The following is a 22,419-nucleotide window of genomic DNA, read 5'->3' as shown; positions in this document are numbered from 1 at the left end:
GACAACCCTTTGCCTGTTTCCACATAGGTTGTATTCCACTTGTCCAGGAAGTGATTGAAAACAAAACGGCAGCAGCCCAGCGTTTTTTGTATGAGAAGCTGCTGTTCATGGTTAGGGTAGATGCGATACTTGTACGCCTTTTTCACCAACATGCCTAAACCTCCTTGCTAAGGATGGATAGGAGTATTATAGCACATACGTTCGTATTATGAACAAAAAAGAATGCGATTCATCCCCCGCTTAGCAAGTGCTTGAAGTGGGGTATTCTCGCTAGGGCAGGATAAACAGCATTTATACTATATAAGATGAACAAAAGAGACGAACAAATGGAGCGGAGTAAGAGAGATGAATCGTAGAAGCGCTAGCGTTCGCCTTTGTACTCGGATATCTCCCTCAACACAATCCAATCCGGATATCCGAGAACAACAGCGATCGTAGATCATCACTCTTTCGAAGTGTAATCTTTGTTCGGATCTTACGTTCAGTCTATATAGACATAAAGATCATTCATACGCTTTATATCCTGCCTAGCATTATAATGGAATCAACTTGAAAGATAGGTTGGAGGTTCCTTGGGGATGAATAACGTGTGGATTTTGGTAAAATTTTATTCGTCCTGCTGCTCTACCTGCTCTTCCATCCCAGGGTTGCCGATTGCAAGCGGGACTGGCTGCCGACGTGCCTATGATGCACGTGATTTTTGGATATCATGGGGGTATGAAGCAGAAAACCTACACGTTAAGGATGCGACCCATGAGACGATTATCCGGCACGATCGCCAAGATGACTATGATGCCTCTTATCCTTGGTGCGACGGGAACGATCTGCACCGCCAGCTCCTCAGAGGCCGATAGCTGTATCCCGCTATACGATAAGCTGACCTCCATTGATGCCAAACGGCAGTGGAGTCCGAAGGACGACATCATTACGTTCAAGTTGCGGAACGGTATTGTCGGGACGGTGACGCTAGGGAGCGCGGAGTTTCGGCTTGCCGGCATGAAAGGAACGCTGCCCTATCCCGTCAGATCAGTAGGCGGATCCCCCTGCATACCGGGCTCGCTCTGGAGAGATATTCAAGCAGAGGATGCGAAATACGCGAACGCGGAAAATGAGATTCGGGTCTTCGCTGTGAGGGCGCAGGACGAAACCGCTCCTTTGCTAGGCGACGAGGATACGGTGGACGACTTGGCGATTTGGGTCCACCCGGACGATCCCGGCCGAAGCCTGCTGCTGGGATCCAGCAAAGCAGGCGGCATTCACGCTTATGACTTGGGTGGTTCGCAAGTTCGCCGCTACGGGCTAAGCAGCATGAACAATATCGACGTCCGCTACGGCTTCCCGCTCGGCGGTCGGCTTGTTGATCTTGCGGCCGCGACCAACATAACCGCGAACACGATCGATCTCATCCCAATCCATCCGCGAACGGGCGAGTTGGATATGGCAGCTTCCTCCTCGATTGTGCCGGCCATGCCGAAGGTGTATGGCCTTAGCCTGTATCACAGCCTCAGAACCGGCAGCTATTTTGCGATGCTGCTCGGGGAGGAAGGCGAGTTCGAGCAATATGAGTTACTGGATGACGGGCGCGGCAGGATTGCAGGAAAAATGGTTCGTTCCTTCCGGCTCGCATCCGCCTCCGAGGGAATGGCGGCAGATGACGAATACGGGCTGCTTTATATAGCCGAAGGCGATATTGGCATTTGGAAATATGACGCGGAGCCGAGGGGCGGGACGGCCCCGCTCATCAAGGTGGACACGGCGGACGGGCGGCGGCTGCAGGAGGATGTCGAGGGGCTCGCGCTCTATTATGGAGCGAACGGCAAAGGATATTTGCTCGCTTCGAGCCAAGGCAGCAGCAGTTATGCGATCTATGAACGCGAAGGCAATAATGCGTTCGTGTCGAGCTTCACCATCGAAGATGGAGAGCAAGCGGACCGGGCAACCGCCGCGGACGGCATCGATGTCTCGAGCTTCAGCCTAGGCGATCGCTACCCGCACGGGTTGTTCGTCAGCCAAGACGACTCTAATCTTGAAGGCGATCTGAAGCTGCCCCCCAATTTCAAGCTCGTCGGTTGGGACAGCATTGCCGAAGGGCTCGACCTCCCGCTGCCGACGCTGCCGCATACGGACCCACGGGAGCTTCAGCTTCGCCGCAGTGCGGACGAATAGTGCAATTACGACGCGATTCCGATGCCATTCTACCAACGGCGTCAGGATAACACTTATACAAAGGAGCACCGTCAGTGATTCTACTTGCCAAAGAAACCAGCTACCTGCAAGAAATCGCCGTCTACGAAGCGAATCAGCTGTATGGCGAAATGGGGAAATTCCGTTTCTTGCAGTTCTCGGACGAGGCGATTCAAGGAGCGGTCGACCTGCGGAATCCAGAGCGAATCGTGCTCGAATATCCGCGCGCGATGATCCATCTCATGGAGCATCATAGACCCGGCTTCCAGCGCCTTTTCATGATCGGCCATGGCGTCGGCACGATTGCTGCTCATTATCCGGACAAGCAAGTCACGGTCGCGGAGATCGACGAAGCCGTCGTGGCGTTAAGCCGAACTTATTTCAACTATAGCCAAGATAATGTGTTGATCGGCGATGGTCGGCAGCTGCTAGCGGAACAAGCGAATGACGCGCTCGACTACATCATCGTGGACGCTTTTACGAAGGAAGGGACGCCGGGGCATCTAAATACGGTGGAGTTTTTCAAGCTGGCGAAGGACAAGCTTGCCGGTGCAGGCATCATACTTATGAATCTGGCCGGGAAAGCGCAAGGCGACAAACGGATCGAGGCCATCCATGCGTCATTAGCGCATCTGTTCCCGCATACGAAAGTGTTCATCCTGCCTGCTAAGGACCGGGAAGAGCAGCGGAACATGCTGTTGACCGGGAGCGGCGAGCCGATTACATATGATCCTCAGGCGATGGCGGGTTTTACGGAGATTGCGCTGGAACCCGGTTACGTCATGAGGGACAAAAATACCCTATTATCTTCCCGATCATAGCGGTAATTACGTTCGTGCTCTATGTCGGCATCCGTACCGCAGCCCGGCGTTCAAGGCAAAAATAACCTCTGTGACTCATCGGTGCAGCTGCATGCAAGTCCCGCTTTAAGCCAAAAAGCCCTAGCCTGGTCCAGAACCAAGCTAGGGTTATTCAATCTTCAACTACAGCTCCACCTTCACGACTTCCCCTACAGGCCCGAACACCACGAGCAAACCCGCTTCCTCTTTTACCGAGTAATGCGCCTGCCAACCGTCCAAAGCAAACCCTTCAGCCGCGCCCGGCTCGCCGTATACGGCGGATACGAGCACATGCACGCCCGGAGCAAGCTTAGCCCGCAGCGTCGGAATGACCGTGCGCGGGTGGATCAAGTTCGTGTTCGCCTGCGCGCCGACCAGTTCGGCGCTGTCGTAACCTCGGATCGCGGCAATGCCGCAGACGCCGAAGCCACTCTGCCCGCTAACCGCGCCGTCTTGCTCTTGCAGCTGCAAGCTGCCAGCTAGAGGCAGCGCGAACCCGCCCTCCGCCGCGTCCAGCTCCCTGGCCGTCTCGATGCGGTGGATACGCAGATGCCAAGGCAGTCCGGCCAGCAAATACGTCGTAATCTCCACGTCGCGCCAAGGTTTCCATCTCGAGGTCAACACTCGGCCGTCAATGGAAGTCTCCTCGTTTCGGCGGCGCACGCGATAGATGTTGTCGCCTTCGCTCAAGGCAAGCATGTTATCGAACGCGCCTTGGGACAACCCCCACTCGGCGCGCGGTACGCTGAAGCCGAATGAGGCGGAATAGACGAATTTCTCATACTTCGCCGAGGTGTGCGTATGTTCGTTCGTCGCCAGATGACCGGTGTTGAAAGCCGCCACATGATCGGATGCAGCTTGCCTGCAGAATACAAGATGCGGCGCCTGCTGGGCCGACAAGGCCGGAAGCTCGGGCAGCGGCAGCTCCTCGGCCTGCCAGAATGGATGGTCCTCCGATAGTGCCAAGGGCAGGAACGCTTTCATCGCCCAGTAGACTGAGCCTGGCGCGTTGTAGTTCTCCGCCATGACCAGATTCGGATAGGCATACCCGATCGTCATGACGCCGTCGCTCGCGAAGATCGACTGCCGGAACCACCAGCGCAGATGGCGCAGGAACAGGCCCTTCAGCACGCCGGGCGGCAACGCGTCTACATCGGCATACGCCAGCGCGCCCCACAGCGCCCCTTGCGAGAAACGGTACGCCATGCTTCGCCCATACGGCAGCGCTCGGCCATCTTCGGCGAACCAATGGATGAACTGCCCGGCGAACTGCCCGGCCCGCTGCTTGAAGCGCGCAGCTCGCTCTGGATCCTCTTCCGCCATCAGCTTGCTATACAACAGCGCATAATACTGGATCGCAAAAGGCACATAGTAGTCGCTATGCCCGCCAATCCCATCGGCATACCAACCTTCACCCAGATAGAAGTCCTCCACCCGTTTCAGGTTCGTCTCCATCTGTTCCGCGTCGTACGACAACCCGCGCTTATAGAAACCAATGTTGACGAGCACATGGAAGAATAGCCAGTTGCAATCGTACACCGGATGCTCGTTGATCTGGTTCAGCCAGTTATAGAAGTTCTGCTGCGCCTTGATGCTGAGCGGCTCCCAGATCTGCTCCGGCACCAGCGCCAGCGCGAAGCCGAGCGCCGCCATCTCTACCAGACGCTGGTCGTAGTCATTCACCTGTCCCCAGTATTCCGGATGCTCAGGGTCCGTGCCGTTCGTAATGCCCTCAAGACAAACCGCGAGCAGCTCATCGTTCAGACCGTCTCCGGCCAACAGCGGCGCAAGCCCCCACATGACGCGCGAGAAGCCCTCCATCTGAGCGACCTCAGGCGCGTAGCTCGATCCGGTGACGCCAAGCTGCAGGAGAGCTTTGCCTTCGGAATAATAAGGGATGAGCGGCTTCGTCAGCTGTTCGAAGGCCAGCGCCAGATCCGCCTTGGAACGGAGCGGATTGGCTGCGATCGCGTGTTGCTTCAAGCCCATGGGATCGTGGCGCCCCCTTTCAGCCGCGCCAGCCCTTCGACGAAGAAGTAGTCGCCATAGATAAGGGGCACATCCATATTCCGGCGCTCCGGATAGTGGCTCGTGCCATGCAGGATCAAACCTTCCTCCGCATCGTTGCCGAACGAACCGTAATTGCGGTAGAGCGATTCGAGGATGCGTTCGCCAGCCTGGCGATAGCTCTTGCCTTCCGCCTCCGGCACCTGCTCGCCGATCAGCAGCAGACCGCAAGCCGCGCAAGCGCCAGCCGACGAATCCTTAAGCCATTGCGTCTCCTCCGGCGCGCGGAAATCCCATGCCGGCACCGTATCCTCCGGCAGCTGCGACAAGAAGAAATGCGCCACCCGTTTGGCGGCGTCGAGGTAATCTTCACGTCCCGTATGATGGTGGGCCAAAGCGAGTCCATAGATCGCCCAAGCGGTTCCCCGCGACCAGGCCGATTCCGGCGCATAACCTTGGCCGCCGATATATTCCGCCACTTCGCCGGTATGCGGATCGAAGCGGACGATATGGCGGACCGAGCCGTCCGGACGGATGAAATGGTTCAGCACCGTGCCCATATGCGCCTCCGCCACATGGGCATAGCGCGGATCGCCGGTCTCGCGAGAAGCCCAATAGAGCAGGGGCACGTTCATCGCGCAGTCGATAATAGCCCAGCCCGCATTGTCCTCGCCTTCATGCCACGGATTCCACGCGCGGATATAGCTGCCCTTCAGGTTGAAGCGGCCCATCAGATAGTTCGCCGCCTTCAGCGAGCGCCTGCGGGACTCCTCCCCGCCATGCAGCTTGTAGTTCATGAGGCTCGTCAGAATCCACATGAAGCCAAGGTCATGATCGAGGCGGTCGTAGCCGTCCAGCACCGCATCCAACTTCTCCTCGCAGCTTTGCGCAAGCTCGCGGAACTTCGACTCTCCGCTTCCTTCATGCAGCAGCCACAGCTGACCTGGCCAGAATCCTGCCGTCCACCAATGCGGCGCCTCCAGCACGTAGGTTCCGCCTTGGCTGGCGTGCGGGAAGTTAGCTCCGATCCGTTCGCTCGTCTTCTTCACCTTCGCAACCGTCTGTTCCCAAGCTTCGTTCGTCCACATCTCCCAAGTCCCACCTCTTACTTAAAGTTGAATTGCAGCGTCGCTTCAAGCTCCCCGTCCAAGCCCCGATCCGTCGTCAGCAGAATCCGATAATACCGTTCTTCCTGGCCAAAATGATTCGAGAAGGCCCGTTCCTCCACACTTGCCGCGAAGTGCCCCGCTTCGTAGGTCAGCACGGCTTGGTGCCGGTCTCCCTGAAGCACGATCTTCCCGTCCGCCTCAAGCTCAGGCTTACACCGCGTGACGATCACTTCCGTCACCGTCTTCGGCTGGCCATTGAACCGGAACCGGTCCCGCACCGTTAACGCCGGCAGCGCGGCCTTATGCCACGCGAACGTCCGCGTGAACGAGCTTATTCCCTCCGCCTCGTAAGTGCCTGCCAACTCCAGCGATAAAATATCCTTTGCCTCGCCGGTCTCCGCTCCCAGCACGATAGCCGCCCGTTCTGCACCGGGCAGCTGCTCTTGACCGTCAATGACGGGCAGCGAATGTCCCTGCGCGCCCGTGCAATCGTAACGGTAGCGCCCCGCGCCGAAGTAATCTGCCGTATATTCGCCGCTTCCCAGATCGGCAGCGAACGCGGGATCGTCCCCGGCGAGCAGGATAAAATGCCCCACGTCGATATGATTATGCGGCTCGTCGTTCATACCGCCCTTGGCCGCGAAGCCGAAGCTGCCAGCCGAGCTGACCGTGCGCGAGATCATCCACTGCGCGTCCGGCAAATACCAGCTGCCCGGCTGCCAGTCCTCGGCGCGCGGCGCCTCGGCGCACAGCCAGATCAGGTTGCGCAGCGCAGGCGCGAACCGGCTGCAGTGATCGTCCCCGTAGGCATCCCGTATGCGAAGCGGCGGGTTCTCCACGGATTCATAACGAGCGGCCAAATAATCGGACAAGCCTATGTGGACGCTTACATATGGCATCGCATCCGAGAAGTTGGCCGGACGGTTGCCGATCAGGTAGCCCTTCTGCTGGAACTGCGCGATTCGCTCCACTTTGTCATCCGCCAGCAGGTCCGCTTGCCCGCCGGTTGCCCGCTTCAACAGATCGGCGAAGAAGACATAGTAGCCGAAGCCATAATTCCAGTAACCCGGGCCTTCCAGGCATGCGCCGTCGCCGCCGAATCCGGCCAGGTAATGGTTCATCGTCGCAATCGCCTTCGCGCATATCCCTGCCCGCCGCTCCGCGTCCGGCTCCACCAGGAGCGCAGCCGAGGCGATCGAACCTGCGCAGACCGCCGCCCAGTTATGCTCCGCCGTCTCCCAATGATAAGGGCCGCAGGTCAAATACGGCACGAACAGCCGCCGGTCGATCTGCGCCAACATCGCTTCGGTCAGCGGACGAGGAAGCCGTTCGCCAGCCAGCGTAACGATCTCGCTCAGCGTAAACCCGGTCTCCGCCGCGAACAGATCGATATGCCGGTCGATCTGCTGCCCTCTCATATGCGCCGGCAGACACCACGTCTTCTCCTCCAGAATCGCCTCAATAACCCCGCATAATTGCGGCAGAATCGTAGCATTGTCCGGCTCGGTCAGGTGCAGCAGCGCAAAGGTCGTAAGCATGCGCCGCCGTTCGAAATACAGCCCCTCGTAAGCAAGGCGATTGCCCGTCGTCTCGAACAGATCGTATAACTCTTGCGTCAATACGGGGATAGGACGCTCCGCAAGCCGCCGGCCTTCTTCCCTAATCTCCTCAACGAGCTCCATTCCCGGCGAAGCACCGGCAATAGCCGCCCAATCTAACCGTCCGCCAACCGCCGAATCGGCATAGAACGCTTCACCCGCCAAGTTCTGGCTCGTCAGCCACTGCTGCAGCATCTCCCGCTCCCAATGAAAAAGCGCCATCCTAGTCGCTCACCTCCGCATTAATGGGCAATACAGACCATTGTCTAACCTCGATATTCCGTTGGCGTTACGCCGACTTGCGTCTTGAATGTTTTAATGAAGTAGCTCTGATTGTCATAACCGAGCAGCTCGCAAATTTCATTGACCGGCCTCGTCGACTGGTCGAGCAGCTCTTTGGCCCGCTCCATCTTCTTGCATGTTACATATTCGATGAAAGTCTGGCCCGTTTCTTTCTTGAAAAAGCGGCTGAAGTAGCTCGGGTTCATATGTAAGTGCGCCGCAACCTCCTCCAGCGTAATCCGCCTGCCCAGATGAAGGGCCACATACTGGTACGCTTCGGTCACCTCGCGCCGCTTGCTGAGCGGCATCCCTTCCTCGCGCGCGGCGATGTAGGAACGCAGATGGCTCTCCAGCCATTGGAACAGCCCGTGCAGCGCATCCAGATCGACGATCTCCTTGTGCAGCGTCTCTGCGGATGAGGTCGAGGATTTGTACAGCAGAGCGTGCAGCTTCAGCCTGAGATCGATCAGCAGCTTGAGCACCCAATCCCGCACTTCCTCCGACGGGTAGCGCGCTTCGCGAATGCAGCTCTCCCAGCCTCCGGCAATCTGCATGATGGCTGCCTCGTCCTTGGCGATCAGCGCTTCGCGAATCTCGGCTACAGCTCTGTCGTACAGCTCGAATAGTCCTGATCCTGGCTGCGCGCCCGGCTGCCACTTGGCGACCTCGCCCTCCGCCAGATAGAACCGCTGCTCGCTCGCTCCGATCAAGCCGCCAAGCATCGGCTTAAGCTGTTCCGGGCATTCGCAGGCTCGGCCGACCAGGAACGCCATCTTGATCTTCAGCACCTGTTTCAATGTCCGCTGGATCGTCCGCAGACTGTGCTGCACTTCATCATGGACATTGATCTTGATCCCCGGCTTGAAGGCGAAGAGCAGCATGGACTGCCTTGTACTGTATCCGACATGGACGGCATGGAGCGGCAAATCGGCAAGCAGCTCTTCCATGACGTTGCTGATGGCAAAATGGAGCGTCTGATCCGACTCGAACCGGTTCTTGATGATGCCGTAATGCTCCACGAAACCGATGACCGGAAGACAGTGCTCGCCTGCCTTCAGCAAGCCGTGCGATTGGAATTCATGCAGGCTTTGCGCCGTCGAGATGAGCGGCTGCTGGATGAAATTGCGGAACAACTTCTCCTTGCGCAGCCCGCGCGTCTCATTCACCATCCGCTTCATCTGCACCTGTTCCTGCTGCAGCTGGCGTTCGCCGTCTAGGCCGGCCTTGAACTTGGCCAGCAGCTCCACGACGTCCTTCGGATCGAGCAGATCCTTCAGCAGATAGTCCTGCACGTTCAGCCGCATCGCCTGCTGCGCATACTGAAATTCGCTGTGGCACGACAGGATCGCGATCCGGATCGATGGATTCAGCTCCTTCATCTTCGCGGTGAGCGTCAGGCCGTCCATCTTGGGCATCCCGATATCCGTCACGAGAATATCCGGCCTCTCGCCTTGCGCATGCTCCCAGGCCAGAAGTCCGTTCTCATGCTTGCCGCACAGCGTAAGGCCAAGGGCCGCCCAATCGATCGTCTCGGATAACAGCTCAAGTACGGGATAGTCATCGTCTACGAGCATTACCTTATACATGCAGCTTGTTCTCCTCTCGCAAGTGGAATTTGCATGACCATACGGGTACCGGCGCCAGGGGTACTGCTCACGGTCAGTTGGAAAGCATCGCCGAACATGATGCGCATCCGCTCGGCCACGTTCACGACGCCGATGCCGGACATCCCGCCTCCCGTCCGTTCCCCGCCCGCTTCCGCTTCGGGGCGTATGGAGGAGCTCGTCGACAGATCGGCCAGCATCCGTTCGAGCTGTTCAGGCTCCATCCCGGTCCCGTCATCCTCGACGGACAGCTCGAGGAATCGCTCCTTCATTAAGGTTCCGACGCGGATCGTCCCGGCGCTCCGGTTCAGCCCATGAATGAGCGCATTCTCGACGATCGGCTGCAGGATGAACCGCGGCACCTCGATATGGAAAGCGGATACATCCACGTCGACGACAAGTCTCACTTCTTCCTTCTGCCGCAGATTCATCAGCTCCACGTAATGCGTCAGCAGCTCGATCTCCTCATGGAGCGTAATGGCATCCTCGTCGCGGGTAATCGTCATCCGCAGCAGACGAGACAGGGAAGCGATCATCTTCGCGCTCTCCTGATCGCCGCCGCGCATCACTTTCATCCGGATCGAATTGAGCACGTTGAACAGAAAATGCGGGTTGATCTGCGCCTGCAGCATCGCAAGTTCGGCCTTCCGCTTCCGCGCCTGCGTCAGCGACACTTCGGCGATCATCTCCTTGATCCGGTCCAGCATCTGGTCGAAGAGGAAGCCGAGCCGCCCGATCTCATCCTGCCCGCGAACGCCGGAGCGTACCTCCAGATTGCCGCGCTGTACGCTTGTCGCGACCCGTCCGAGCCGGATAAGCGGCTTGGTGAACGTCCGCATGAGCAGCAGCAGGAGCATCAGGAAGACGAAGAACGAGACGAGCTGGAACAAGAAGACGCGGTTGAAGATCGAGCTGATGTTCAGGATCGCTTCTTCATACGGCTGCTGAGCGACAAGGTACCAATCCGTGAAGGTAAGCTTGGATGAGGTCAGCAGCATCTTCTGCTTGCCGTCCTCGATAATCCGTGAAGCCGGTGTCTGGCTTCTCTCGGTCAATTGGTCCGCAAAGTGGAAGCTCTGACCAATCTGCTTCTCATCAGGGGAGGAGATTATCGCCCCGCCGACGTCGACTAGCATGACATCCTGCCCGCTCGTTAACCCTTCGAAGATGCGGCTCAGCTTATTCTCCATCAGCGTTACGACGGCATAACCATAGATCTTCGAGCTGTCGAGGCGCAGCGTGCGCGCGACGGAAAGTTGATAAGGGCTGTCAAGGCGGTCATAAGGGAACATGGTCGGCGTCGCGCCCACCCAATACGATTTCAATCCTTCAAGCTCCCCGAGCTTCTTGAACCAAGGCTCCTTCTGCAGCAGCAGCGGATCGAATTCATCCTTCGAATAGTTCGTGAACGTCGTCCCGTTCGTCAGAATGATGCTGATATAGCTCCGCTCGCCGATATAGCTGAGGCTCTCCAGCTGCTTCATGATCCGGCTCGTCGCGGTGAATCGCGCATTGAAGTCGAGCGTCGCGTCGGATTCGGACACCCGCTTGAAGAACGCGTTCATATCCGAGTCGATCTGGATGTAATTGAGCACATTGAGCATGCCTTGCAGCGTATTGTTGACCGACCCGTTCACCAGCTTCATCGCGTCCACCGCGTTCGAACGGGCTTGTTCTTCCACGGCATCCTTCGTCAGCCCGTTATAGATGAGCATCGTGAGCAGCGCCGGGACGAGGATGCAGACGATGGAAGCGATCGACAGCTTAGCGCGGACGGTCCGCAAGTAAGAAGTTTGCGATAATCGGCGGAACATTCCATATCCCCCTTAAGATAGAAAAAAGGGGGACGCTTGGATCGTCCCCTATAGATCAATTATAGGTATTATTTTTTGTTCGCGGCAATGATTTCTTCGACACGTTTTTGAGAATTCGCAACGGTCGTATCGATGTCTTGGTTGCCGAGGATGAGCTTCTCATACTCTTCGTTGATCGCTTTATACACTTCGGCTTGGTAGGAAGCCGGCGCGATGATCTGCGAAGCCTTGGAATTCACGAGCGTCGTCACGAGCGAATTCTTGTCGACGAGCTCCGGATTCTTGGTGCCCGCGAGGATCGTGTCGACGATGCTGGCGATCTGGTCGCTCTTCACGCCGTTCCAAGCCGGGATATTCTTGCCTTGCACCACTTGGCCTTCCGTCGTGTACCAGCGGACGAAATCGTACGCTTCCTGCTTATGCTTCGATGTATCCGATACGGCGACATAGTCCGTCGTCACCGGCGTCAGACCAGCTTCGTCTCCCGGATTGTTCTTAGGGAACGGCGCTACCGCAACGTGGAACGTAAGCGGCACCTTATCCGTTCCGCCGATCTCGGTGTTCATCCACGAGCCGATCGTCAGCATGCTCGCCGATTGATTGAAGAACTGGTTGCGGTAAGCAAGCTTCTGCGAGATCATGTCCGAGTATGGCACGGAGGATTTGTCTTCCTTCTCCATCTTCACGCGCAGCTCGAGCGTCGCCTTGAAGTTCGGGTCATCCAGGTTGGAAGAGCCGTCTGCCTTCAGGAACTCCGAATTCTCGGGTTGGTTCTCCAGCTTCAGCTTCAGGTATTCCATCCAGCCGCCGTTCTGCGGGCCGTGGAAGTACGTACCGTATCGTTTCTGGGCGCCTTCGCCCTTCGTCAGCTTCTTCGCGTAGTCGGCGAACTCATCCCACGTCCAGTCGGTCGGAACGGCGAGTCCCGCTTCGTCGAGATGGTCTTTGTTCAGCAGCACATACCAAGGATTGAACTTGCCCGGAAGCGCGTAAACGCTGCCATTTAGGTGCGTATCGACCTTGTAGTCTTCTTCGACCTTATAGCCGTCCTTGGTGATGAATTCATCCAGGTTCGCGGCCATCCCGAGGGAAACGCGCTGCGCATACGAAGCAGCGTCCGAGAACATGAGCACGTCGATCTGCTCGGCGGAGGCGGCAGCAAGATCTAGCTTCTTGGTCGCTTCCTGCGTATCGCCTTTCTCGCTCAGCTGGACCAGTTCGATCGTTACGTTCGGTTTCGCCTGGGTATATGCGGCGAGCGTCGCCTTCCAGTTATACGCTTCTTCCGTTCCGTACGTGTATAGTCTCAAGTTGACGGCTTCTTCCGTCGGCTCCGCATTGCTGCCCGTATTGGTCGTCGTATTCGTATTCGTATTCGTATTCGCTGGCGCATTCGTACCGGCGTCGTTGCCGCCGTTGTTATTGGCATTGCCGCATCCCGCGAGCAAACCCGCGAACATTACCCCTGCCACGATTCCTGCTGACCACTTTTTATTCATCTTGCTGCCCCTCCTTGATATTCTTATATAGTAGCACTCTATTGGGTTGCTTACAGCCTCAATTATAGAGAGCGGGCTGATGAGAAGGATGAAACTATTTTTACTTTTTCGCAATTAATTCGACCACTTTGCTAGACGCTTACATTTAACCTTTGACGCCGCCGAGGGCAATCCCTTCAATGACGCTCTTCTGCCCGATGATGAAAATAAGGAGCAGCGGCAGGATCGCCGACACCGCGGCCGCCATGATCAGCGAGTAGAACTCGCCGCTGAGCGACGTGAACTTCTGCATGGCGAGCGGAATCGTGAACAGCTTGTCGGTACGCAGGAAGATGAGCGGATTCTGGTAATCGTTCCACGTCCAGATGAAGCGCAGGATGGCATAGGTCGCGACTGCCGGTTTGACGAGCGGAAGCGCGATGTTCATGAAAATTTTGAAATGATTCGCGCCGTCGATTTTGGCCGACTCGATGAATTCCTGATGCACCCCCATGAAGAACTGCCGGAGCATGAACGTACCCAGGACGCTGAAGCTGCCGAGCAGGATCAAGCCAAGATGGCTGTCGAACAAGCCGATCTGGCGGTACAGGATGAACTGCGGGATCAGAATCGCTTGATGCGGCACCATGTATGTCGCCAGGACGATCATGAACACGTACCCGCTTCCCTTGAAGTTAATCTTCGAGAAGCCGTAGGCGGCAAGCGCCGAGACGAGCGCGGAGATGATCGTCGTAATGACCGCGACCTTGATCGAGTTGAGGTAATACTTCCAGAACGGGTACTCGCCGACCCACACCTCTTTGTAGTTGGTGATGGCGTTCCATTGCTTCGGAATCCACTCGATCGGATAGACGAACACGTCCTTCTCGATTTTGAACGAGGTGACCAGCATCCAGATGAACGGAAGCAGGAACAGGATGCTGATCGCGAACATGATGACGGTTAAGATGCCTTTGCGCCAACTGAAGGCGGCTTCTTGGTTTGGCATAGCGTATAGCTCCTTTCCGGATTAGTAGTTGACCCAACGCTTCTGCGCGGCCCATTGTCCCACGGTAATGGCGAGGACGAACAGGAAGAGCACCGCTGCGATCGAGGACGCATAGCCGACCTTCAAGTTAACGAATGCCGTATCGTACAAGTACCAGACCATGAGCGAAGTGGAGCCGATCGGGCCGCCTTGCGTCATGACGGCGATGATATCGAATACTTTGAACGTCGAGATGACGCCCGTGACGAGCAGGAAGAACGAAGTCGGCGAGAGCAGCGGGAACGTGATGCGCGTGAATTTGGTCCAGCCGCCTGCGCCGTCAATGTCCGCCGCCTCGTATAGATCCTTCGGGATCGACTGCAGACCGGCAATGTAGATGATCATGTTGAAGCCGATGGACGTCCAGACGACAATCATCATGATCGAGATGAGCGCGAACTTCGGATCGGCGATCCACATCGGCGGGTTGTCGATGCCCAGCGACTTCAGCAGCTGGTTGATCGGACCATAGGAAGGTTGGAACAGCACTTGCCAGACGATCGCTACGGCTACGATGCTGGAGATGTACGGCATGAAGTACGCGACTTTGAAGTATGCCTTCATGTACACATGGCGGTCAATGATGACGGCCAGTACCATCGAGATGAACATATAGATCGGAACCGCGAACAGGAACAGGAAATTGTTGCGCACCGAGCGGATGAACTGATCGTCATGCAGCAGCTTCTCGAAGTTGCCGAAGCCGACCCAATCGATGCCGTCCCAGCCCTGCACGAAGTTCCAATCCGCGAAACTGAGCACGATCGTTGCCAAGATCGGTAGCAGTACCAGTACAAATACGCCAATGAGCATGGGACTGACGAACAGCCAGCCTGCCAAATTCTCGCCGCTAGCGAGCGAGCTTGATTTCGTCCGCTTCTTAAGACCGGCTGACACCGCCGCCTGGGATGGAGTTTCCATGACCAACACCTCGAATTCTAGAATGAAGTTGTGAAGTTGTTTTCATTATAGGGAATGAGGCGAAGTGTCCGATGACGTTATTTTTACTTATTCGGCGATTGGTTTGACTTCTTTGCGGAGTGAGGGCTGAGGGTCAAGGTGAAGTCGATCATACGGTGCGTTAACGCAATAGTTCAGCTATTCTTGTAATGCTGGTACCGATTTACAACTAACCGTTAGCCCAATTCGTCGTTACCTATAGAAGCTAAACCTAACCTGAGGGGACCCCTATGCGAAGAAGAAAAAAGATGATGTTCGTTTCGGTTGCCGCATTCGTTATTCTGCTAGCCCTTTGCCTTGCGCCTGCTATAAGCAGCTACTCGGACTATCGAACAACAAGGATTGCCAATAGCCAGGCAGCGGCGTTTGAAAAAAGCTTAAGTATAGCGATACAAGAAACGTCGACATTCTCGATGACGAATGTTGCGGCATTCGATTGGGACCGGATGTACATGTTTCCAGCCTACACCCCGAAATTCATGATGGAAGAGACCATTGGTACCAAGTGGCACACGGATTCCTCCTATATTGGATACTTAATCAATCAGACAAGTCTAGGCGTAGGCGACGACCCATTATCGGACGACAACCTGCAGAAACTGGTGTTCGTCAAAGATGACCAGGTCGTGCTCGATGTTACCTTATATCGAGATGAAGGCGACTTTACGTCCAGCAAAGACATGATCGAGCGCAATGATGATCGGTACGTCGTCAAGAAGACAGCGGATCCTCATGTTGCGGGCAGGCAGTCGATTGTGGTTTGGAATGCAAGTTAATAAGAGTTTTAAAAAATACAGCCTGCCTAGTCTCCTAGTCAGGCTGGTTATGTTAATCGCTGCGAACCGTCCGTGTCACCGAACTGTCTGGCTGTACGGAGAGCTTCAGCTCATCGCCGCCAAATGTAAGATAGCTGACTGACAAACCGTCAGTACCGTTGTGTAGTCCCGTCCAATTCGGCCGCCGTTCATCGATGAAGGCCGCAAAATCCGCAATGCTGTGGATTCCACGCTCGGCCGCATCCGACTTCGCGATTGCTTCCATCACAAAGCCGTTCATCCCGTCTTGACCGGGGCTGTCGAGGGCGATATAGTCCGAGAGTTCTTGTGTGGCGAATTCACCTGGCATGAACAGCGCCACATATAGCTGCCGAAGCTCGCCATAGGCGCGCCCTCCCTCGAATCGCCACTCGCCTTTAGGCAGAACGCCGACAAGACGGTTCGATGAAACTGGCGGTCCATATAGACCGAGCACCGCATGCCCATGAAATAACAGGTCGCCTGCATCGCTTTCGTGACGCGGGTCGCCTTCCGTGTAACCCTCGCCCGGCGAGAACAAATATAGCCTGTTCGCGCCTTCCGCATCCGTTAGCGGCAGCGTTAGCTCCCAGCGATGCTGCTCGTTATCGAACTCGCTGGCTCGCTCCGTAATGCCGCCGGTTGCCGCATAGGCGGTCCGATAGATGCGCCCATGCAGCGGCTGTCCGCCTGTCGCCGGCTGGATTGAATAGCGGATTTCCTCCGGCTCGGTTCGCAGCGCGTATTGTCGTGTCGACTCGCTGGCTTCGTAATGAAGCAAACCTGCGAATTCAACGCGTGATAGAGGCAGCGGCAACTCAAAATCCCCAAACTGAACGTAATCGAACGCTACATTCCGATCGCGCGGGAGATCCACGGGCAAGCTGCGCATACGGCCGCCAATCCAGGCGCCCTTGAGATAATGTTGTGCCCGGTAGTGCCACAGCAGCTCGAGCAAGTCGGCGAGCTCCCCTTTGATATCCGCGTCCGAGATGCAGACGTAGGCGCTCGTCAAGGACTGCACCCAATGCCAGAACCAGGGCAAAGCCCCGTATTCGGCCATGCCCTCGGCGCGCAATCGCTCGAGCGTGAGCCGTAGATCACTACGGCCGGATGCGAGCAATCCTTCATCGCCGTACCGGTCTCCGAACAGGATTTTGGCCGCGGTATATTTGGTCTCGTGGTGGCTGAAGGTCCGCTGGGGCTGCAGATAGAACCCGCTTCGGTACAGGATAGCCAGCGATTGTTCGAAAGACGCTGCAAGCTCCGTGCCCAGCTCGCTCGCATATCGTTCGCACACCACCGCCATCAAACAGCTCATGAGCTCGGCCGGCAACGGATTCTTCGCCGCTCGTGCGGGGTTATCGCCCAGGTGGAGCGGCCAGTGGCCGATGGTCGGACTCCCCTCTTCCTGATCCTGCAAGGACAGCACATTCGCTAGTATAGCGCGAGCCAAGGCGGCCCCCTCTTCACGGGGAAAGCTAACCGCAAGCCGATAGTCGACGCTCGCTGCCAACAAATAAACCGCCTCGTAAAAATTGTTGCGAATATCGTTATGATGCCACAATCCGCTTGCCAGTCGCGGCGTCTTCCATGCTTCCTCCGCCACGTGCAGCGTAATCCGATCCATTCGTTCCTGATAGGTACGCATCCTCAAGCACTCCCTTCTTTCTTGCTCGCATCGTAACGCCGATGGCAGGGAGGAACAAGCGACGATTCTTACCTTTTTGCGAAAAATTTTGACCTATACAAGGTTCAGGCATGAAAGCGCATTAACAGATCAACCGCGATTATGGTAGGGTAGAGATATAGTGGACATTAGCAGCTTCAATACAGGAGGTTAAACCATATGGAACAATTTCGTCATTTGCGCCCGCTGCTGCGGCGATTCGTGGATCAAGGACCGCCCGGCTGTTCCTTATTAGTCAGCCAGAATGGTCAAGTCGTATTCGAGGATTATGTCGGTTATGCCGATGCGGAGAAGCAACAGCCGATTGCGCCCGATACGATCTTCCGGATATTCTCGATGACCAAAGTAGTGACTTGCGCGGCCGCATTACTGCTGCACGAGCGCGGGTTGTATTTGTTGAATGACCCGTTGGAAGAATATTTGCCCGAGTTCAAGAATCCGCTCGTGTACCGGGAGCAGCAGCAAGGGGAATGGATCGCGACTCCCGCTACGCAGCCGATTCGCGTGAAGGACCTGTTCACGATGTCCTCCGGTTTGACGTATCAAGGAGCGAACTCGGAGACGGAGCGACGGATAAATACGCTGATGAACAAACTGAACGAACAAGCGAAGAATGGCCAGCCTTTCGACAACCGAACGTTGTCTAAGGGTCTTGCGGAGATCCCGCTTGCTTTTGACCCCGGCACCCGCTGGCAGTATGGCTTGAGCCATGATGTGCTCGGCGCGTTCATCGAGGTGCTAACCGGCAAGACGCTGGCGCAATTCATGCAAGAAGAATTCTTCGGACCGCTGCAGATGCGTGATACCTCCTTCCGCATTACGGAAGAGAAGCGTCACCGGCTGGCCGCCATGTACCTCCGCGACGAGGCAGGGACATTGTCGCCAACCGATCTATTCGACACAACTTACCCAGAGGACTACAGATACGAGAGCGGCGGCGCCGGACTATTGTCCACCCTGTCCGACTATGCCCGATTCGCCAACATGCTGGCATTGGGCGGTGAGCTGGATGGCGTCCGCATCATGAATCCGCGGACGATCAAGCTCATGGCAGCCAATCAGCTGACAAGCGAGCAGATGAACGATTACAATTGGGGATACCTTGCCGGTTATGGCTACGGACTAGGCGTACGTACGATGATGGATCCCGCTGCGGCAGGGAGCGGCGCTTCCGTTGGCGAGTTCGGTTGGAGCGGCTTGCCCGGCACATGGATGATGGTTGATCCGAAAGAAAAGCTCACCGCGGTCTATATGCAGCAGATGCTGCCGAATCTTGAGGCGGTTCATCAGCCTAGACTGCGCAACGTGATTTATGGCGCGTTGACGTAGTGATTATGACCTGACGATAGAGAAGGCTGCTGATTGCGAATCAGCAGCCTTCTCGCGCTTTAGTCGGTTCCCGATCCGCCATTCCTCGTCCGTAGTATTCGTGCGGAATGAATCAGGACCGGGCGTAGAATGGACGGTGGCCGTTTCCTTCTGCGTACCTGTTCGGTCGTCACCAACGTAAAAACTGCCAGGCACAAGACCTGGCAGTTCGCGTACTTCCTTATTCCTTTATTCCCAATCCAGTATCTTGCGGGCAAGGATGACCAGATCCTCGACGTCGATGATGTCATCGCCGTTGAAGTCATAGCCCTTCACGCCATCCCATCCTTCATCGCCCTTCTTCATGCCGTATGCTTTGGCCACGATCGCCAGGTCACCGATGCTGACCTTGTCGTCCTGGTTCGTATCGCCCGGCACACGGGTGATGACGGAATCGCGGAACTGTTTCAGCTCAGCTGTAAGCGCGGTGACTGCATCGGCTACCTCCGCCTGCGTAGCGCCTTCGTCGCTCGCCACTTCTGCGGCAGCGTCGATGGCCGCTTGAAGCTTCGCTTTGGACCCGGATGGATATTGGCCCTTACGATTGCCTTCGACGGCTTGATCGTGAACGGTCGTCGCTTCCGCTATCAGCGCTGTTAGCGAAGCCGAATCGACAAGTCGTATCGCAATCTGGAGTGTTCCACCGGACAGCGAAGTTTCGCTGCCTCCGGCATTCCCTGCAACCACGTTCGTGACCGCGATCGTGCTCGGTCCGTCTGCCGCATCGGCCTTGGCCTGGAAGCCTAACCGGAGAAGCTCCCCTCCCAGTCCGGAAGCGCCTACGCCTACATGCGCGCCGAGGATGCGGATCGTCCCCGGCGTAGCGCTGTCAATGCCTGCGATGACGAATTGCTCCGGTTGCAGCGATGTCGCTTCGGTATAGGTCAACTTCGACGAGTCGTAGGTAATCGTAATATCTTGAGCGACCGTCTCATGGCCATTAGCTGCAAGCCCATAGTTCACCTGGAAGGTCTGCCCCGCCTTCACCGTGCTAGGTCCTGTGAGGGTTGTATCGGCAGCCGGTTGAGCTGCGCTCTCCCCCTTCACGATCCCAAGGCCATTCGTCGCAATATAGACGCGGCCGTATACGCGCGCATCGCCGGTAATGGCCGTGTTCGCCGATCCGAATTGATGCTCGTCGTCATTGATGCGAATCCAATTCGCGCCGCCGTCGTCGGAGCGATACACGCCATATTGACCTTCTACCTTCGCGTAGCTGTACATGGCCGGGTACGTTTTTCCCGGGGCGTGCAACCCGAACCCGATCGTTGCCGCTTCCTCCACATTGGCTTGCTTCGTGAACGTTTGGCCCGAATCGGTGGAATGCCACAGCCCATATGCGCTTTCCTCGTCCGAATTATCTTTGGCCGCCGCGATCCAGATGTCCCCTTCCTGACCGGGAACCGCCTTGAAATTGCTCGTCAGCTTCGTTGGCAGGCCTGCTGCCGCTGTAGCCGTGAATGTCGCGCCGCCATCCAGGCTTACATAGAATACGCCATCCGCCAAGCCATAGAACTTGCTCGGATTGACGCGGTCCGCCGATACCCGCGCTCCGTCCGGCAACCCTGCAGCCGCCTTCCATGTCGCGCCAAGATCCGTCGAGTAGCTGATCGGCGCGCCTGCCGGACTCCAGACGATGCTGCTGCCGTCAGCGGCAACGGCGACATGGCCGCCGTTCGCCCCGGACTCGTCGCTGAATGCGTTGGCCGCTGGCGTCCACGTTACGCCATTATCCGTCGAGACGCCCATGCGAGGCGCAGAGCCGCTGCCATTGCCGACGCGCACGACGATATTCGGATTGAGCTCTGCAAAATCGAGATCCGTGCTAGAGCCGATGACCGGATTAGTCAGCATCTCCGGCGCCTTGTCGAGATCCTCATGGCGGAAGCCGCCGATGTCGCCCATCGAGCTGAGCAGCGGCGCGCCCGAGGAAGGACTAATCAGGCCGAGTACAGCCGTTTCCTCGATTCCGTCGGCCATAACCTCGATGTTGATCGTTTCGTTCTGATCGAACTTCGTTAGATCGTCAGAGCCGTACAAGGTGGCACCTGTCCCATACATCATCCGATCGGAGTTGAACGGATCGATCTCCAGGTCCCCGATCATCCAGCCGAGCTTAGGCGCCTGCTCCGGCAACGGCTTCGTGTCATGCTCGCCCCAATCCAGCCAAGGCGAGAGCGAGTAGTCGATGGCGTAACGGTTGTTGCGCTCCGGATAATTGCCGATCGTCCAGAATGGCGCCCAGGTTGCGCCGCCATCCGTACTGCGGTAGATCTGATCATCCGGCCACCATTTGTTCATCGAAGCGACCATCAAGGTGTCCGGATTCTGAGCGTCTACAGCCAGCCCCCCGTATGGCGTGTCCGTGCTACCAGCACCGGTCGGACTGATATCGGTCCATACCCCTGACTTCGTATCGAGTTTCCAGACCGAGCCGAGCTTGCCGCTGCCGTTATCGCCATCGTAAGGCCCGATCGCATAGTTGTACGTAATATACAGGTTACCGTTGGAAGACAGCGTGCCATGATGCGGTACGAAGCCCTGCTTCGGCTGTCCCGGCACCGCCTCCCACGTCTGGCCGCCGTCCGTACTGCGGTAGATGCTCGTGTTCGAGTCCGCGACGCCGACATAGATCGTCTGCGTCTTGCTGCCCGCCGAGCCTGTCGACTTATCGAATGTCACCCAGACCGGTCCGACCGTGCTGCCGTAATATTCTTTCACATCCGCCGGAGCCGTGAAGCTCTCGACCTTGCTCCAGGTTGCGCCGTAATCGGTGCTGCGCCACAATCCATTATCCCCTCGTGCCGCAAAATAAAGAATGCTGTTGTCGTTCGGGTCGATCGACAGCCGCTCCCCCATCGAACGCCCCGGCATATTGCCGCCGAACTTGAACGGCAGCTCGGTCCGCTGCCAGGTCTCGCCGCGGTCCGTCGAACGCAAGATGACGCCGTTCATATCGGTCCAATCGTTCGTATAGGTGCCAGCCGCGATATACACCCGGTTCGGATCGACCGGATCGGTAGCCAGACTCTCTACGCCGAGCATATTCCATTCATCGAAGCCGACGAATTCGAGCAGCTGTTTCCACGTGCCGGTCGTCTTGTCCCATCGATAAGCGCCGCCCATATCGGTGCGCGCGTAGATGAGATCCTTCTCCGACTCATTGTAGATGATGCCGGGGATGAAGCCTCCCCCGACAACCTTGACGCGTCCCCAGCTGTAAGGCTCACTCTTCACCGGCTCCGGCAAGTCAACTGCAGATGCTGCCGCCGGACTTATGGCAGCGCTACCCAATAACAACGAAGCAGCTGTTACAGCGCCAATCATTCTTCTCCTAAGCATCGAATGCCTCCTCAAGTTCCCTATGTTGCGTTCGCTCCTGGTCCGCTTGTCGTTAAAGTCTGCTTGGTGCGCTGTAGCCGCGGCTCATCTTGCAAGCGCTTACGATACGTTTCGTATCCGATTGTAGCAAAGGGAAAGAGCATGCGCATACCGGCAAGATTTCACTTCAATTCATATGGAAATTAGAGGGCAAAGCTAGTTATTCATTTGTACTAATAAATTCCTGTAGTATGTTCTTTACCTTTCATATGATTTCTCCAATTAACGTTTAGGATCAAAGTATTAGGTATTAACTTCAGAGC

General features: G+C 56.7%; 15 protein-coding genes. 4 read left to right on the top strand and 11 right to left on the bottom strand.

Features of this window, described 5'->3' with window-relative positions; all coding sequences use genetic code 11:
* On the bottom strand, window positions 1-152 hold a 152-nt coding region (locus FHS18_RS29885), incomplete at its 3' end, for a helix-turn-helix domain-containing protein (RefSeq protein WP_183604066.1).
* Window positions 153-753: 601 nt separating this feature from the next.
* On the opposite strand from FHS18_RS29885, the gene FHS18_RS29880 reads away from it, so the two are divergent.
* Window positions 754-2,166: a phytase gene (locus tag FHS18_RS29880; protein WP_183604065.1), complete on the top strand. Its 1,413-nt coding sequence runs from the start codon at window positions 754-756 to the stop codon at window positions 2,164-2,166.
* Window positions 2,167-2,240: 74 nt separating this feature from the next.
* Complete coding sequence (locus tag FHS18_RS29875; RefSeq protein WP_343060737.1) at window positions 2,241-3,005, top strand: spermidine synthase; 765 nt, start codon at window positions 2,241-2,243, stop codon at window positions 3,003-3,005.
* A 162-nt stretch (window positions 3,006-3,167) separates the two neighbouring features.
* Here FHS18_RS29875 and FHS18_RS29870 read toward each other — a convergent pair whose 3' ends face one another.
* From FHS18_RS29870 to FHS18_RS29835, 8 genes are all read right to left on the bottom strand, one after another.
* Window positions 3,168-5,012, bottom strand: a complete 1,845-nt coding sequence (locus FHS18_RS29870; protein WP_183604064.1) for a DUF2264 domain-containing protein — start codon at window positions 5,010-5,012, stop codon at window positions 3,168-3,170.
* A complete protein-coding gene (locus FHS18_RS29865) occupies window positions 5,003-6,118 on the bottom strand; it encodes a glycoside hydrolase family protein (RefSeq protein WP_183604063.1) in 1,116 nt (371 codons plus the stop codon). The genes FHS18_RS29870 and FHS18_RS29865 overlap by 10 nt, the downstream gene beginning before the upstream one ends.
* A gap of 17 nt (window positions 6,119-6,135) precedes the next feature.
* Window positions 6,136-7,959 carry a heparinase II/III family protein gene (locus tag FHS18_RS29860; RefSeq protein ID WP_183604062.1) on the bottom strand — a complete coding sequence of 608 codons (1,824 nt, stop codon included), beginning with the start codon at window positions 7,957-7,959 and terminating at the stop codon, window positions 6,136-6,138.
* Window positions 7,960-8,003: 44 nt separating this feature from the next.
* Window positions 8,004-9,605 carry a response regulator transcription factor gene (locus FHS18_RS29855; protein WP_183604061.1) on the bottom strand — a complete coding sequence of 534 codons (1,602 nt, stop codon included), beginning with the start codon at window positions 9,603-9,605 and terminating at the stop codon, window positions 8,004-8,006.
* Window positions 9,593-11,437: a cache domain-containing sensor histidine kinase gene (locus tag FHS18_RS29850; protein ID WP_183604060.1), complete on the bottom strand. Its 1,845-nt coding sequence runs from the start codon at window positions 11,435-11,437 to the stop codon at window positions 9,593-9,595. Before FHS18_RS29850 ends, FHS18_RS29855 begins: the two co-directional genes overlap by 13 nt.
* Before the next feature lie 68 nt (window positions 11,438-11,505).
* Window positions 11,506-12,936 (bottom strand): ABC transporter substrate-binding protein, encoded by a 1,431-nt coding sequence (locus FHS18_RS29845; RefSeq protein WP_183604059.1) that lies wholly within the window; start codon window positions 12,934-12,936, stop codon window positions 11,506-11,508.
* A gap of 145 nt (window positions 12,937-13,081) precedes the next feature.
* Window positions 13,082-13,924, bottom strand: coding sequence for a carbohydrate ABC transporter permease (locus tag FHS18_RS29840; protein WP_183604058.1), 843 nt, complete (start codon window positions 13,922-13,924; stop codon window positions 13,082-13,084).
* Window positions 13,925-13,945: 21 nt separating this feature from the next.
* Entirely contained in the window at window positions 13,946-14,884 is a 939-nt protein-coding gene (locus FHS18_RS29835; RefSeq protein ID WP_183604057.1) for a carbohydrate ABC transporter permease, read from the bottom strand.
* 269 nt (window positions 14,885-15,153) lie between these two features.
* Here FHS18_RS29835 and FHS18_RS29830 point away from each other — a divergent pair, with 269 nt between their 5' ends.
* Complete coding sequence (locus FHS18_RS29830; protein ID WP_183604056.1) at window positions 15,154-15,699, top strand: hypothetical protein; 546 nt, start codon at window positions 15,154-15,156, stop codon at window positions 15,697-15,699.
* Window positions 15,700-15,751: 52 nt separating this feature from the next.
* On the opposite strand, the gene FHS18_RS29825 is transcribed toward FHS18_RS29830, so the two are convergent.
* Window positions 15,752-17,368, bottom strand: a complete 1,617-nt coding sequence (locus FHS18_RS29825) for a hypothetical protein (protein ID WP_183604055.1) — start codon at window positions 17,366-17,368, stop codon at window positions 15,752-15,754.
* 198 nt (window positions 17,369-17,566) lie between these two features.
* Here FHS18_RS29825 and FHS18_RS29820 point away from each other — a divergent pair, with 198 nt between their 5' ends.
* Entirely contained in the window at window positions 17,567-18,736 is a 1,170-nt protein-coding gene (locus FHS18_RS29820) for a serine hydrolase domain-containing protein (RefSeq protein WP_183604054.1), read from the top strand.
* 228 nt (window positions 18,737-18,964) lie between these two features.
* Here FHS18_RS29820 and FHS18_RS29815 read toward each other — a convergent pair whose 3' ends face one another.
* A complete protein-coding gene (locus tag FHS18_RS29815) occupies window positions 18,965-22,117 on the bottom strand; it encodes a cohesin domain-containing protein (RefSeq protein ID WP_183604053.1) in 3,153 nt (1,050 codons plus the stop codon).
* Between the last annotated feature and the right edge of the window lie 302 nt (window positions 22,118-22,419).

Origin of the sequence: Paenibacillus phyllosphaerae (assembly GCF_014192105.1) — a bacterium.
Lineage (GTDB): Bacteria > Bacillota > Bacilli > Paenibacillales > Paenibacillaceae > Paenibacillus_Z > Paenibacillus_Z phyllosphaerae.
Note: the sequence above shows the minus strand (reverse complement) of the source record. Positions and strands in the feature narration are given on the sequence as shown.